Annotated in this window: 15 protein-coding genes and 1 riboswitch; of the genes, 7 read left to right on the plus strand and 8 right to left on the minus strand. The window is 63.8% G+C overall.

What is annotated here, in order from left to right; translation table 11 throughout:
- Nucleotides 1-2 precede the first annotated feature (2 nt).
- Nucleotides 3-97, minus strand: a riboswitch (TPP riboswitch).
- An 81-nt stretch (nucleotides 98-178) separates the two neighbouring features.
- The gene (locus AC3CBN_RS02485) at nucleotides 179-829 is read right to left on the minus strand and encodes a TetR/AcrR family transcriptional regulator (protein WP_488635246.1); all 651 of its coding nucleotides are present in this window, start codon (nucleotides 827-829) and stop codon (nucleotides 179-181) included.
- Nucleotides 830-927: 98 nt separating this feature from the next.
- Between AC3CBN_RS02485 and AC3CBN_RS02490 the strand changes: the two genes are divergently transcribed.
- From AC3CBN_RS02490 to AC3CBN_RS02500, 3 genes are all read left to right on the plus strand, one after another.
- Nucleotides 928-1,263, plus strand: coding sequence for a hypothetical protein (locus AC3CBN_RS02490; RefSeq protein ID WP_488635247.1), 336 nt, complete (start codon nucleotides 928-930; stop codon nucleotides 1,261-1,263).
- 164 nt (nucleotides 1,264-1,427) lie between these two features.
- Nucleotides 1,428-2,087: a protein-L-isoaspartate O-methyltransferase family protein gene (locus AC3CBN_RS02495; RefSeq protein WP_488636649.1), complete on the plus strand. Its 660-nt coding sequence runs from the start codon at nucleotides 1,428-1,430 to the stop codon at nucleotides 2,085-2,087.
- A gap of 27 nt (nucleotides 2,088-2,114) precedes the next feature.
- On the plus strand, nucleotides 2,115-3,443 hold the full coding sequence (locus AC3CBN_RS02500) for a TolC family outer membrane protein (protein ID WP_488635248.1): 1,329 nt from the start codon (nucleotides 2,115-2,117) through the stop codon (nucleotides 3,441-3,443).
- Nucleotides 3,444-3,517: 74 nt separating this feature from the next.
- Here AC3CBN_RS02500 and waaA read toward each other — a convergent pair whose 3' ends face one another.
- Nucleotides 3,518-4,783, minus strand: a complete 1,266-nt coding sequence (gene waaA, locus AC3CBN_RS02505; protein WP_488635249.1) for a lipid IV(A) 3-deoxy-D-manno-octulosonic acid transferase — start codon at nucleotides 4,781-4,783, stop codon at nucleotides 3,518-3,520.
- Nucleotides 4,784-4,923: 140 nt separating this feature from the next.
- Here waaA and lpxL point away from each other — a divergent pair, with 140 nt between their 5' ends.
- Together lpxL and AC3CBN_RS02515 are read left to right on the plus strand one after the other, a co-directional pair.
- Nucleotides 4,924-5,841, plus strand: coding sequence for an LpxL/LpxP family Kdo(2)-lipid IV(A) lauroyl/palmitoleoyl acyltransferase (gene lpxL, locus AC3CBN_RS02510; RefSeq protein WP_488635250.1), 918 nt, complete (start codon nucleotides 4,924-4,926; stop codon nucleotides 5,839-5,841).
- Between the two features lie 73 nt (nucleotides 5,842-5,914).
- Entirely contained in the window at nucleotides 5,915-6,829 is a 915-nt protein-coding gene (locus AC3CBN_RS02515; protein WP_488635251.1) for a VirK/YbjX family protein, read from the plus strand.
- 18 nt (nucleotides 6,830-6,847) lie between these two features.
- Here the strand turns inward: AC3CBN_RS02515 and AC3CBN_RS02520 are convergent, their stop codons facing one another.
- The 4 genes from AC3CBN_RS02520 to AC3CBN_RS02535 form a co-directional block, all read right to left on the minus strand.
- Complete coding sequence (locus AC3CBN_RS02520) at nucleotides 6,848-7,615, minus strand: glycosyltransferase family 2 protein (protein ID WP_488635252.1); 768 nt, start codon at nucleotides 7,613-7,615, stop codon at nucleotides 6,848-6,850.
- A complete protein-coding gene (locus AC3CBN_RS02525; RefSeq protein ID WP_488635253.1) occupies nucleotides 7,612-8,883 on the minus strand; it encodes an O-antigen ligase family protein in 1,272 nt (423 codons plus the stop codon). The genes AC3CBN_RS02520 and AC3CBN_RS02525 overlap by 4 nt, the downstream gene beginning before the upstream one ends.
- Nucleotides 8,884-8,950: 67 nt before the next feature.
- Nucleotides 8,951-10,102, minus strand: coding sequence for a glycosyltransferase (locus AC3CBN_RS02530; RefSeq protein WP_488635254.1), 1,152 nt, complete (start codon nucleotides 10,100-10,102; stop codon nucleotides 8,951-8,953).
- Nucleotides 10,103-10,176: 74 nt separating this feature from the next.
- A complete protein-coding gene (locus tag AC3CBN_RS02535) occupies nucleotides 10,177-10,383 on the minus strand; it encodes a zinc-finger domain-containing protein (protein ID WP_488635255.1) in 207 nt (68 codons plus the stop codon).
- A 225-nt stretch (nucleotides 10,384-10,608) separates the two neighbouring features.
- On the opposite strand from AC3CBN_RS02535, the gene AC3CBN_RS02540 reads away from it, so the two are divergent.
- Nucleotides 10,609-11,862: a Yip1 family protein gene (locus tag AC3CBN_RS02540; RefSeq protein WP_488635256.1), complete on the plus strand. Its 1,254-nt coding sequence runs from the start codon at nucleotides 10,609-10,611 to the stop codon at nucleotides 11,860-11,862.
- Between the two features lie 127 nt (nucleotides 11,863-11,989).
- On the opposite strand, the gene AC3CBN_RS02545 is transcribed toward AC3CBN_RS02540, so the two are convergent.
- Complete coding sequence (locus AC3CBN_RS02545) at nucleotides 11,990-12,583, minus strand: YceI family protein (RefSeq protein WP_488635257.1); 594 nt, start codon at nucleotides 12,581-12,583, stop codon at nucleotides 11,990-11,992.
- Between the two features lie 58 nt (nucleotides 12,584-12,641).
- Nucleotides 12,642-13,235, minus strand: a complete 594-nt coding sequence (locus AC3CBN_RS02550; protein ID WP_488635258.1) for a malonic semialdehyde reductase — start codon at nucleotides 13,233-13,235, stop codon at nucleotides 12,642-12,644.
- 135 nt (nucleotides 13,236-13,370) lie between these two features.
- On the opposite strand from AC3CBN_RS02550, the gene AC3CBN_RS02555 reads away from it, so the two are divergent.
- A complete protein-coding gene (locus AC3CBN_RS02555; RefSeq protein ID WP_488635259.1) occupies nucleotides 13,371-14,342 on the plus strand; it encodes a mitochondrial fission ELM1 family protein in 972 nt (323 codons plus the stop codon).
- Nucleotides 14,343-14,382: the final 40 nt, after the last annotated feature.

Consider the following 14,382-nt stretch of genomic DNA (forward strand, 5'->3'; position numbering starts at 1 on the left):
GGCAGCGGTGCGGCGAAGCTCCCTACAGCGGTACTAGCCGCATCAGGTTCGAAGGGACTCTCTCAGCCGACTGTTGCCGGCACCCCCGCTTCAAGGGGTGTATTTGATCACGAAGCGGGGTCTGTCGCGAGTGCGACCGCCACAAGCGGCCCGCCACGTCGCCTACGGTAAGCAGGGGTTAGCGCGGAAGGTAGGCGCGCAGGAACATGTCCACGCCATCGCGGGCGGTCTGTTCCAGCTCCGTAGCATAGGACTGGGCGCATTCTTCGCAGCCGAACATCCGGCGCAAGAGCATTTCACCCTTGATCAGCGAAATGAACTGCCCGGCAGCTCGCGAGACATTGGGAATATCCAGCTTGCCCTCGTCAACCGCTTGTTGCAGCAGGCGTTTCATCAAACCAAGAGTGCGGTTCGGGCCTTCCTCCCACAACAGCTTGCCGTAGCGCGGGTTGCCTTGGCGGCAATCGCTGAGGATGGCGCGGAACGTGCCGACGTTCTGCACATCGCAGTCCAGCCGCACATGGTGCAGGGCAATGCGCTCTAGCGTCTGGCGGACATCCTCGGTAGTGGCGTACTGGTAAGTGTCCTCGGGCATCAGGTCCTGGATGCGCGCGCGGATAACCTCGCGGAAAAGGTTGTCCTTGTCGCCGAAGTGGCTGTAGACGGTGAGCTTGGACACACCCGCTTCGGCCGCCACGGCGTCCATGCTGGTGCCAGCAAAGGCATTGCGGATGAACAAGGCCTTGGCGGCCTCAAGGATCGCCGCGCGCTTTTCCATGTCCTTGGGACGGCCGGGCCCCTGAGGTTTGGTCTGCGGGATCGTGCTCATGGTTTTACCTTCACAAATGGCTTCACAAATGGATAACGCACGTTTAGTATACGCGACGGTTTAGTTATTTTCCATGGCCACAATACACGGCTTGCCCTATGTCCACCACTATCGCAGAACTTTCCCTTAGTCCGGCGTATCGCCTCGCCCAGCGCGCCCTGGCAGCATGGCTCGAGCACGGGCAGGCTGGCGCACGCCAGGCGGCCTTTGCCACTCGAGCAGCACTGGCGAGCCTTGATGCGACCGAGCGCAGCCGCCTGGCGCGCTGGCTGGCATGGCTGGCGGTGGCGGCGCACAGTCGCGGCAAGGCCTCGCCCGCCGTGCTGGTCCGTCACCTTGACGCGTCCTTGCATCAGGCCATGGAAGATGCCCTTACCCGGTTGCCTGGGAATCTGCCTTTCAGGCGCGCGGAAATCCATCGCCGCAGCGCATAGTGTCCGCGGACACCGCGCCACGCATGACTTCCGTCAACCAAGCGCGATGACTTCCGGCACTTCGTACCATGTGGGTGAGGTCGCAGGCTTTGCACATTGTCGGAAGATGGCTAAGCGCTTATGCTTTTTAGCCTTTTTTCCGATCCGAACAGGACGTGAGCAAGATGGCAATGAACTTCGAACAGGCGCGTCTGAACATGGTGGAAAACCAGGTGCGCCCCTGGGAGGTGCTGGATGCCCGCGTGCTCGACGTGCTGGGCACCGTGCGCCGCGAGGACTTCGTTGCTCCCGAGCACCGCAAACTGGCGTTCGCTGACCTGTGCCTGCCGCTGGGCCATGACGAAGTGATGATGAAGCCGGTGGTTGAGGGTCGCGTGCTGCAGGCGCTGGAACTCACCCCGACCGACCAGGTGCTGGAGATCGGCACGGGTTCGGGCTTTCTTACCGCCTGCCTGGCCAAGCTCTCGGCCGGCGTCACCAGTCTGGACATCCACGCCGATTTCATCGCGGCAGCCGGCGAGCGACTGGCTCATTCCGGCATCGCCAACGTGAAGCTGGAAGTGGGTGAGGCAGTCGCTGCCTGGCAGCCGACCGCCCTGTTCGATGCACTCGTCGTCACCGGCGCGGTGTATCAGATACCGCAGCGTTTCCTGTCCTGGCTCAAGCCCGGTGGCCGCCTGCTGGTGGTGCGTGGCGAATCGCCGGTGCAGCATGTGCTGTTGCTTACCCATGAAGGCAACGGCCGCTATCGCGAAGAGTCGCTGTTCGAAACCGACCTGCCGTACCTGAAGCACGCCGAACCGCCGCGCCGTTTTGTTTTTTGACCCCATTCCCCAAACATGAGGCAACCCATGCGCTTGAAGCTTCTGACCCTTGCCCTGGCCCTGTCGGCGCTCCCGCTGGCCGGCCACAGCGAGGACTTGCTGGATGCATACCGAGAAGCCCGCGCCAACGATCCGGTGCTGTCGCAGGCTGAGGCCACGCGTCTCGCCACCGGTGAGGGCGTTACCCAGGCGCGTGCGCTGATGTTGCCGCAGATCAATGGCGCTTTCGGCCTGCAGCAGCAGCAGGTGGGCAGCAATATCGCCACGGGCAGCATCCAGGGTTCCGACCATTCGCGTACGCGTTCGCTCTCGGCCACGCTCGACCAGTCGATCGTGGACCTGAGCCAGTGGGCCAACCTGTCGGCGGCCCGCTCGCAGGCCTCTTCTCAGAATTCCACGTACGACGCCGCGCTGCAGAATCTCTACGTGCGCGTCACCACTGCCTACTTTGGCGTACTCACCAGCCAGGACGCGCTGGTGTTCGCCAAGGCGAACGAGGACGCCTTCAAGGAGGCATACGAGCAGGCCGACCAGCGCTTCAAGGTGGGCCTGTCGGCGGTGACCGACGTCTACCAGGCCAAGTCCAACTACGAGTTGGCCAAGGCGCAGACGATCGCAGCGCAGAACACGCTCAATGACGCCAAGGAAGCGCTTACGCAGATCACCGGCAAGCCGGTAACCGATCTCAAGAAGCTGCGCGAAGATTTGCCGCTTACCCCGCCCACGCCGGCCGATCCGGATGCCTGGGTGCAGTCGGCACTGAAGTCCAACTCCAACATCGAGGCCAGCCAGTACAGCGTCCAGGCCGCCGAGCACAGCATCGACGCCGCTCGCGCTGGCCATCTGCCCACGCTTAACGCCTCGGTGTCACGCGGCAAAGACACGACCTGGCTGCAACACGGTAACTACAACGTTCCCGGCAATGGCGCCTATGGCACTACCGTCGGCCTCTCGGTGAACATCCCGATCTTTTCCGGCGGTGCCACCCAGTCGCGCGTGCGCCAATCGATCTACCAGCGTGACGAGGCACAGGATTCCCTGGAGTCCACCCGTCGCCAGGTGGTTCGCGACACCCTCAACTTCTATCGCTCGGTACTCGCCGGCATCAGTCAGGTAGAAGCGAACAAGGCATCGGTGGAGTCTGGCCAGAAAGCGCTGGAAGCCACCCGCGCCGGCTTCGACGTTGGCACGCAGACCATGTTGAACGTGCTGAACGCGATCCAGACCCTGACCGAGGCGGAGAACAGCTACTCGCAGTCGCGCCACCAGCTGGTGCTCGACCAGCTGGAACTCAAACAGTCGGCCGGTTCCATCGACCTGAAGGACATGGAGATGGTCAACGCGATGCTGCAGTAAGGCAGCCGCGACTCTCCGCAGATACGACAAGGCCGGGCATGTCCCGGCCTTGTCGTATCTGGATGGATCGACGTCTATTCCTGCAGCAGGTTGTCGATCATTCCCATCACGCGCTTCACCGCACCACGCTCGCTGTCGAACACGATGCGCGCCACCATGCCCATGCGATCGCGCCGCGGCTGATCCTTCAAAAGTTGCTGGACCATCTGCCCCAATTCCTCGGCGCTGTTTACCCGCATGGCGCCACCCTCCTGAATCAAGGTCAGGGTGATTTCCTCGAAGTTGAAGGTGTGCGGCCCCACCAGCACGGGTGTGGACAGCGCCGCAGGTTCCAGCACGTTGTGACCGCCGATGGGCACCAGGCTGCCACCCACGAAAGCCAGGTCCGATGCAGCGTAGAACGGCATCAGCTCACCCATGGCGTCGATCACGAATACCTGGTGCGCCGAAGAGGGCACCCCGTCGGCGCTGCGCGTGCCTACCGTGAAGCCCAGGCTGCGCGCCGAGTTCTCCACCAACTTGAAGCGTTCGGGGTGTCGCGGTGCGATGAGCAGCAAGGCATCAGGCCAGCGCGTAAGCACTTCCAGGTGCGCCTCGAGCACAGGCAACTCCTCGCCCTCGTGCGTGCTGCCGGCGATCCACGCCGGTCGCAACTTGCCCCATTGCTGACGAAATTCATCACCCTTCAACTCGGCGTCGTAGGGCACCGGCATGTCGAACTTGAGATTGCCGGTGACGACGATCTTCTCGGGATCCGCGCCCAGTTCGCGGTAGCGCGCGGCGTCGGTGCGCGACTGTGCGGCGATCTGGCGCACACAACCCATCGCCCGGGTGACCAGGCTGCCCATCGGCTTGTAGCCGCGCAGCGAGCGCTCGGACAACCGCGCATTGACGATCATCAGCGGAATGCCGCGCTTGCGGCAGGCAAAGTAGAGATTCGGCCAGATCTCCGTCTCGACAATGGTCGCCAGCCGCGGCCGCACGCGGCGCAGGAAGCGCGATACCGCAAAGGGCAGGTCGTAGGGCAGATAGACATGGAACACGCTGTCGCCAAACAACTGGCGTACGCGTTCCGATCCGGTCGGTGTCACCGTGGTGACTACCAGCGGTGCGTTCGGATAGTCGCTGCGCAAGGCCTTGATGAGCGGCTCGGCGGCGTTGACCTCGCCTACCGACACGGCGTGCACCCACAAGCTGCCGCTCACGCCAGGGGCATCGAAGAAGCCGAAGCGCTCGCGCCAGCGCTTGTGATAGTCGCGATAGCGCACGCCACGCGCCAGCAGACGCAGCACGATGATCGGCGTCACCAGGTACATGGCGAGGGTGTAGAGATAGCGCAATGGCAGGCTCTTGGATGCGGTGCGCCAGTATATCGGCTCGGCATGTCACCCCGTTTCGAAGGCGTTGGCCGGTCGCACGCCTCGACCAGCCCGGCTCGCCACGTTTTGGCTTGTTCCCTACAATGCGCGCAATGCCTGGCATGCCCCGCCCCCCTTTCACGCGCTCCCTGCTCGCACCGCAGCACTGGCCAGCCTGGCTCGGAGCCGGCGTGATCTGGCTGATTGCGCGGCTGCCGCGGTCGTGGCTGATGGGCTTTGGGCGGCTGCTGGGCCAGCTGGTGCAGCGCGTGCCCTCACCGCGCCGGCATGTGGCCGAGGCGAACATTGCGTTGTGCTTCCCCGAACTTTCGAAGGCCGAGCAGGCCGCATTGGTCAACGCGCATCTGCGCGACATCGGCCTGATGATGGCGGAGTTCGCGCTTGGCTGGATGGGCAGCGAACGCGCCATCGCCGACGTACCGGTCACCGTGGAAGGGCTGGAACATCTGGAAGCGGCGCGAGCCCAGGGCAAGGGTGTGTTGCTGGTGGGCGGTCACTTTTCCCATCTGGAACTGTGTGCACGCCTGGTATCGCAGCGCATCCGCATCTCGGGCATGTACCGCAAGATGGATTCGGCCGTGTTCGAATGGGTAGTGCTGCGTGCACGCCTGGATTACGCGGAGGCGATGTTTGACAAGGACGACATCCGCGGCACGGTGAAGTACCTGCGCAACGGTGGCACGCTTTGGTACGCGCCCGACCAGGACATGCGCAGCAAGGACAGCGTGTTCGTGCCGTTCTTCGGCATACCGGCGGCGACCATCACCGCCACGCATCATCTGGCACGAATGTCGGGTGCGCTGGTGATCCCGTTCTACCATCGTCGCCTGCCCGGCAATGCGGGCTATGCACTGCGGCTCGGTGCTCCTCTGGAACATTTGCCCAGCACCGATACGCTGGAAGACACCGCACGCGTCAACGTCTGCATTGAAGACATGGTGCGTGCCGCGCCAGAGCAATATCTGTGGGTGCACAAGCGCTTCAAGACACGACCCGAAGGCAGTCCGCCGGTCTACTGATTGACATGTGACAAGTGGTCCAAAGCTTGTCTGGGTAAAACTGCATGACGTTTCCCCGTGCATCCTCCCCATCATGTCTTTCCGGCTGTTTCTGCGCTCCGTGCGCCACCGCCGCGATTGGCGAGGCCCGCTCCCCAAGCGTCTCGCCGCCGGCCTGAAATACATCGCCCGCAGCACCCGCATGGCACGCCGCCAGTCCGCGTGGCTCAGCGAGCTGTACGGCTCACCGCGCATGTCGACCATCCTTGCGCATGACCCGCGCCTGCACGAGCGCTGGCACCACCACTACATCAATCGTCGCATCGGCCGCGCAACGCGCATGGCCATCGTCGGTAGCCATTACCGATTCGCCTTCAGCCACCTGCCTGCCGGTCTGGTCGATGCCGTCTACCTGCACGGTCGCCACGCCATCGGCGCGCTGACGCTGAAGGGTGGCAGTGAGCTGCTGCTCGAATTGCGCCGGCCCACGGGTCGCAGCCGCGAGGGCGAGCTCGCGCTATGCCTGGCCAATTCGCAAGGACAACTTTTGTCCTCAGCCACTTTCAGCATCGCCGACGACGGACGCACGCTGCTCATCGGCTGCCTGCAAGGCGCTGCCGCCGAGTTCGGCCGCGAAGCTGTGCGCGAGCTCACCAAGCAATGCCATGGCCTGCGTCCCAAGAACCTGCTGTTCTCTCTGCTGCTGGCCTTTGGCTCATTCACCGGCGCACGGCAGATCCGAGGTGTCAGCAATCTTGCGCATCCGTTCGCCGGCGAGGCCGACAAGATCAAGGCTGACTACGACAGCTTCTGGGAAGAGTGCCAGGGCCTGCTCCAGCCCGACGGCTTTTTCGCGCTCCCGGTAGTCGAACCAGAACGCGACGAGTTGCAGGTGGAGAGCAAGCACCGTTCGGCATTTCGACGTCGTGAACTGTTGCGTCGCGAAGCCTGCGCGTACCTGCTGGCTGCGCTACGCGCTCAGCCGGTTGCGTGGCCGCAGGTTGCCTGAGGCGCTCGCTGGCGATCCTCAGCGCGATTTGCGCCTGGCCTGTTCGCGCGCCTCATGCAATTTGGCGTACTTCAGGAAGGCGTAGAACGCACCGGTCACGCTGGCGATGAAGCCTGCCCAGCCGTTGAGGAAATAGCGCTTGCCGATGTACTGACGCAGGAAAAAAACCGGCGGGTAGAACACCATGCGCAAACCGGTGAAGCGCTGCTGCTTGCGCAGTTTGTAGGCCACCATGCCGGTGGTATAGCGGTTGATCTTCTCTACACGCGTGGCGATATCGCCGTCGCCATCGTTGACGAAGTCCGCACGCCACAGTGTCTTCACCGGCCCGCGCACTTCCACGGCGGCATGCACTTCGACGTCGTTCATGCCACCACGGCGACGATCGAACAGGCGCAGGTGGCCGTTACGCCAGCTCCAGCGGTGCTGCACAGTCCAGAACATGCGTTCGCGGCGCGGCAGGCGGAACCCCGCATGGCGCGGCGCGGTCAGGGCACGCTCGATTTCCGCGCGGGTGCCGGGTGACAGGATCTCGTCCGCATCCAGGTTGAGGATCCAGTCGTGGCTTGCCATGTCGCAGGCGCGCTGTTTCTGCGGGCCATAGTCGTCGAACGGATGGACGTCCACACGCGCGCCATGCTTTCGTGCGATGGCTACCGTGTCGTCGGTGGATCCGGAATCGAGCACGACGATCTCGTCGACCCAGTCGACCTGGCGCAGGCAGGCATCCAGCGTGCCGGCGTTGTTGTAGGTAATGACCACGACCGACAACGGTTCGCGCGTCATGCTGCGCCTCCGTCATTGGCGGGCATCACCATCAGTGCCGCGCACCACAGGCCGAGCAGCCAGGCAAACAGTAAGCCCCACCATGCCGAATAGAAGGCCAAATGAGTGTTGAGCGGGAACAACATCACGGCCAGCGCCAGTGTCACGGGAAAGGCCCTGTCACGTGCCGCTGGACCCACACGCCGCCACATTGCCAGCGCCATCACAATGGCAGCGAGCCAGCACAACAGGCCCAGTGTGCCGGTTTCGGTGAGCACCTCCAGCACCCATTGATGCGCGTGACAGGCGCCCTCGCCCGCACCGCAAGCCTCGTCGGAAACCACGAAATGGTCGTTGGGTGACGCATAGGTGGGATAGGCGTAGCGGTATGCACGCACACCCACGCCATTGATCGGATGTGCTTCGAACATCCTCACGCTGGTGCGCCAGATGTCCAGACGTCCGGTCAGCGCCGCATCGAGTGACTGGTCTGTGCCGTGCGCGATCTGGAGCGTGCGTTCCACGCGCAACTGGAAGCGCTCGGAGGTTTTCCATGCCAGCCCACCGGCTGCCAGCAGCAACACCACGCCGGCAGCTGCCATAGCAAGGAAACGGCGCGGTGATCGAGAGACATGCCAGGCAAATCCCACCACCACCAGCGCGAAGCACAGCCACGAGGCCCGCGAACCCGACAGCAGCACCGGCCCCAGCAGTAGCGCAAAGGTTAGCAGCAAACCCTTGAAGCCCCAGCGTCGCCGCGCTGCCCACAGCACGAAAGGCGACAGCACCGCGAGCGTGGGGCCGAGCTTGAGATTGGTGGCCCCGAAGATGCCTGAAATGCGCTCGGGCGCGGCATGCCCGCCCAGGCTCCAGCCCGTCAGCGCCTGTACCCACGCATCCAGCGCCCAGAACGCCACCACGGCAGCAACCGCTACGTATAGCGCCTCGAGTTTTTCCTCGCGTCGGATCGCGAAGCAGGCATATAGCCCCAACGGCGCGTAACGCAACAGGGCCGCCACGGTCGTCCAGCTCTTGCCAGGCGCCACCGAATCCACGGCCGACAGCAGTGCGGCGCCCACATAGGCGGCCAACAGCCAAAGAAGCCATCGTGCACCGGCGTGCTCGCGCAAAGCCGACGGATGGCGGACAAACAACAACAACGCGCCGATCAAACACAGGAACGTGCCCAGCTCCGAACTCCGCCCGAACGGCAGCAAAGCAATCACCAGCCAGAACGGCAGCAAGGGCGAGCGCAGGGCGGCCTTCAGGGAAACGGCAAATGAACTCATGCAGGCATCGGGTGGTAGCGGCCCACGCATTGTAGGTGAGCCGTACGCCGTTCCGCGTGGCGCGGACTCAGGCCGCGGTCAACTCGTCGTAAAGGGCCAGCGTGGCCTGCTGCATGTCGCTAAGGCGATAGCTCTGCAGCATGGGGATCGGCGGCGCCACGCGCAGCAATTCGGCAGCGCGCTCTACCAGACGTTCCTGATCCGCTGGCGGCACACGGCCGGCGGGATACAGTTCCGCCAGCAGTTCACCCACGCCGCCGTGGGCGTAGCCCAGCACCGGGCGGCACAGCGACAGTGCCTCGATCACCGTGCGACCAAAGGACTCGGGCTTGTTGGAAAGCTGCAGTACCAGCGAAGAGACGGCGTAGACGTCGCGTATGTCCGCACGTGGCGGCGTAAGCACGACCTGCGACTCCAGTCCGCGGGCATGGATCAGCTCCCGCAGCTCCTCTACATAGGCTTCGCGGCCCGGCTCGATCACGCCGAGCAGCAGCAGGCGCACGTCGATGCCGCGGCGCTTGAGTTCGGCCACCAGCTCAACCGCGTCGTGATGTCCCTTCAGCCGCGTGCCGCGACCCGGCAATGTCAGCAGTGGACCACCCGCCAGCGAGGGAAACTCAGCGAAGAAGGCCTTGCTCCAGGCATCGTCGGGGCGATGTCCATACGGAAAAGCGTCCGGATCGATGCCACGCGGAATCACTCGCACGCGTGCTGGCTCCAGCCACGCGTAGTGGCTGAGCATGTAGTCACGCAGGGTCTGCGACACCGCGATCACGCGCTCGCCACGCAATAGGATCGCGCTGTAGCGGCCGGGTGAATTGAGCCCGTGCACGGTGGTGACGAAATGCGGGGCCGGCTTCAGGCCCTTGATTGCCCACCAGCCCAGCCAGGCGGGCAGGCGTGAACGGGCATGGACAATATCGGGCTTGAGTTCGCGCAACAGCCGCCGCAGCGCACCCACTTTCAGGAATGTGCCCAACGACTTGCGGCCGATGTCCAGGGTGATGTGCCGGCTACCTTCGGCTTCGAGCTGCGAAACCAGGCGGCCACCGGCCGAGATCACGATGGACTGATGGCCCGCCATGACGAGCGCCCGGCCAATTTCCAGCGCAGACCGTTCAGCCCCGCCCGAATGCAAGGCGGGGATCAGCTGAACGACGGTCAGAGACCGCGCTGGAGTGCCGACTGCTGACATGATTTGTTCGAAAGGAGCCTTCATCCCTAGAGGCAAGCAGCAATCGTGCCTAAAACCGCCATCGCGAATGTTTCAGTGTCAACCGTCGAGGGGCCGTATCAGTCGCGAAGCACGTAACGCGCGCCGCAATAAGGACAAGTGGACTCGCCACCGTCTTCGACGACCGGCAGATAGACCTTCGGATGGGAGTTCCACAGCGCCATACCGGGCATCGGGCAGGACAGCGGAAGGTCCGCGCGCGTCACTTCGTAACGATTTTCGGCATTCGCAGGGATCAGCGGGGCAGCCGCAGGGGAACGCGACATGGGGGAAACTCCATCAGGACACCGGGCCGCAAATGTTAGCAGGCCGGCCCCGCAACGCGACGGCCGCCCCTTGCCGTAGGACATAGTCCATGCGGCAGGTGTAAGCGCGTCCCGGCACGGGCTGAGAATGCCCACGCGTCGCGGATGGCAAAGACCCTTCCACGAAGAGGCAGGCCCGGTCGTTCCCCGGTCGGTTTCTCTTCGGCTCGGCATACAAGGACTGTCATGGACTTTGGAAAAATCTTCAGCCGCATCAAGGCCATTCTGGGCTCGCCGCAAACCGAATGGCCGGTGATTGCGGCCGAGCCGGCCACCACGGCCGGGCTCTTCCGCGGCTACATCGCGATCGTGGCGGCACTGCCGGTGATTGCCCATTTCATCAAGGGCAGCCTGATCGGCTACGGCGCGCTAGGCGTGCACATGCACACACCCTTCGGCATGGGCCTGACGGGCATGGTGCTGCATTACCTGCTCTTGCTGGCGGTCACTTATGTGATGGCCCTGATCGTCAACGCTCTCGCGCCGACCTTCGGCGGCCAGAAGGACCCCGTGCAGGCGCTCAAGGTCGTCGCCTACTCATGGACTGCCAGCTGGGTGGCCGGCATTGCCGTGATCATCCCGTGGCTGGGCTGGCTCGTGGCCATTGCCGGCGCGATCTACGGGATCTACCTGCTTTACCTGGGCCTGCCGCACACCATGCGTTGCCCGACCGAGAAGGCTGCCGGCTATACGGCCGTCACCGTACTCATCGCCATCGTGCTGAGCTGGATCGTCGGCCTGATCGTGGGAGGTGTGATCGGCATGGCTGCGCTCTCCGGCGCCTCGCTGGGCAGCATGCAGGTCAGCGACGGCCATGGCGGCCAAGTCACGATGGACCCCAACAGTGCGCTGGGCAAATTGGCAGCCATGGGCGAAAAGGCTCAGCAGGCCAGCAAGGAACTGGAGGCCGCCCAGAAATCGGGTGACACCGCAGCACAGAAGGCAGCCATGGGTAAGTTGATGGGGGCCGACAAGCAGGTGCAATCGTTGCCGGCGAACGTCATCCAGAACTTCCTGCCCGAGACGCTGGCCGGCATGAAACGCCAGCATTTCTCGGCCGAACGCAGCGGCGCGATGGGCGTCCAGGTGACCACGGCCCGCGCCGACTACAGCGACGACCAGGGCCACAGCGTGCAACTGGAAGTGGCAGACACCGGCAACATGCGGGGCATGATGGCCATGGCCAGCGCGATCGCGCCCGATTCCGAGCAGCAGACCGATCACGGCTACGAGAAGACCTACACCAGCAACGGCCGTCTGGTGCACGAGGCATGGGACACCACCACCAAGAACGGCGAATACGGCGTGGTGGTCGCACAACGGTTCAGCGTCAAAGCTTCCGGCAATACCGACAGCATCGACCAGCTCAAGAAAGTGGTTGGCGATGTTGACCTGGACAAGCTCGACTCGCTCAAGAACGAAGGCGTGAGCAGCCACTGATCCCCGCGCAGCGCTGACGCCCTGGCTTCCGGTACAAGCCACACGGAAACAGGGAATCGGCTCTGCAATGCAGCAAAAAGCCCGCACCGGCTTGGTGCGGGCTTCTTTTTGTCTTACTGACGCCGGCTTACTTGGTCGCTTCGGTCTTCGGCACCGAGGCTTCAGTGGTGATGCGCACCTTGATCTCGTCGCTCACGTTGGGCACGTAAGCGCCCACGCCAAAGTCAGAGCGCTTGAGTGTGGCGGTGGCGTCGAAGCCCACCGTCGGCACCTTCATCATCGGATGCTCGCCGCTCTTGTTGAGCGTGGCGTCGAGCACCACCGGCTTGGTCATGCCGTGCACGGTGAGGTCGCCGGTGACCTTGTACTTGTTGCCGCCCACGGCCTGCACCTTGGTGCTCTTGAAGGTGATGGCCGGGTACTTGTCGGCGTCGAGGAAGTCCGGCTTCTTCAGGTGCTCGTCGAGCGCGCTGACGTGCGTGTCCAGGTCGGCCAGCGGCAGCGTCACGTTCACCGATGACTTCGCCGGGTCCTTGTCGTCGAACACGATGGTGCCTTCGCCCAGGCCGAGGTTGGCGGTGGGGTTGGAAAAACCGAAGTGGTTCCAGCTGAACAGCACGTTGGTGTGGTGCGAGTCCATCGTGTAGGTGACCGGGGCGGCCTGGGCGGTGACAGCGGCGCCAAGCAGGCCGGCGAGAACGAGGTAACGAAGTGCACGCATGAATTAGATCTCCAGTGGGGTTGGGGACTGCACGAGTCGACGACGAGTACTTGAGTACTCAGACGATCCGGCTGACCTCGTCGAACGAAAGACGCGGGCTGCGCGGGAAGAGATCACGGCTGGCGTCGCCATAGCCGATGTTGATCAGGAAATTGGACTTGACGGTGGTACCGGCGAAGAACGCCGCGTCCACACCCGCATTGTCGAACCCGGACATCGGGCCGCAATCCAGACCCAGCGCGCGCGCCGCGAGGATCACGTAAGCGCCCTGCAACGAGCCGTTGCGGAACGCGGTGATATCGATCAGCGGCCGGTTACCGGCGAACCAGCTGCGTGCGTCGGCATGCGGGAACAGCTGCGGCAGCTTCTCGTAGAACTCATGGTCGGTGGCCACGATCGCGGTGACCGGTGCAGCCATGGTCTTGGCGCGGTTGGCTTCGGAAAGGAAGGGCGACAGCTTTTCCTTCGCCTCCTTCGACTTCACGAACACCAGCCGCATCGGCGAGGAGTTGGCGCTGGTCGGGCCGAACTTGGCCAGCTCGTAGAGCTGGTGCAACTGAGCGTCACTCACCTCTTTCGGCAACCACGCGTTGAAAGTGCGTGCGCTGCGGAACAACTGGTCGAGGGCGGCCTCGGAAAGCATCTCGCTCATAGGTATCCTTTGGGCATGGCGCGCCATGGTTAGCGCAACAGTTCACCAGTGTAAGGGCGGGCGCGGTCAAACTGGACCCATGCGAATGAAACGAACTGTGTTGCTCAGGGAAACAATGCCGTCGGCCCCGCACCCGTGGTAAAGCTGCGCGGGGACTGCTGGGTCATTACCGACGCGGCGGCTGGCAACCAGCGGCAAGCCCTTGCGCTGGCTGAAATGCTGGGCATGCCGGTCCGTCATTTGCAGCTGGAACCGCGCGCGCCGTGGTCGTGGCTGGCACCCCGTCTCACCCTCGGTGCGCAGCTCGCCCTTTCCATCACCCAGCGACAGCAGTTCATGCCGCCCTGGCCTGCGGTGGCCATCGGTTGCGGGCGGCTATCGGCGCTCTACACCCGGCGGCTGCGCCCGCTGAGTGGTGGCCGCTGCTATACGGTGCAGATCCTCGACCCGCGTATTGATCCTGTGCATTGGGACACGGTCATCGCTCCCAAACACGATCGCCTGACCGGCCCCAACGTGTTGCAGCCGCTGGGTTCCTTGAACCCGATCAATGACGACTGGCTACGAGACGGGCGCGAGGCCAATCCGGCGTTCGCCACACTGCCACGCCCGCGCGTGGGCGTGCTGCTGGGCGGCCCGCGCAAAGGCATCGCTTTCGACCCAATCTATATCGAACAACTGGCGAGCCAGCTGCTGGCACGCCAACGCGAGGAAGGCGGAAGTCTGCTGGTACTCGCCTCGCGACGCACGCCGCAACCACTGGTCGAACTCATGCGTCAGCGTCTGGTTGGCATACCCGGTCTGGTCTGGTCCGGACAGGACGACGGCGGCAATCCGTATCCGGGCGTGCTGGGCTGGGCTGACCGGCTGGTGGTCACGCCCGATTCGGTCAACATGCTCTCCGAAGCGTGTGCAGTCGGCTGTCCGGTGCACACCTTCGTCAGCGCACCGCTGCCGCCCAAGATCGAATATTTCCATCGTGAGCTACGCGACGCCAGTCGACTGCATGCGCTCGATGTGATCGCCGCGCCACCCGCGCAGCCCTTGCGCGAAACCGCAGACATCGCAGCAACGCTGCGCAAACACATCGCCGCACGACAAGCATAGAAATTCCGCCAAAGTTGGAGCGTGTCTGGCTGACGCAGTT

The organism is Dyella sp. OK584 (assembly GCF_057787755.1).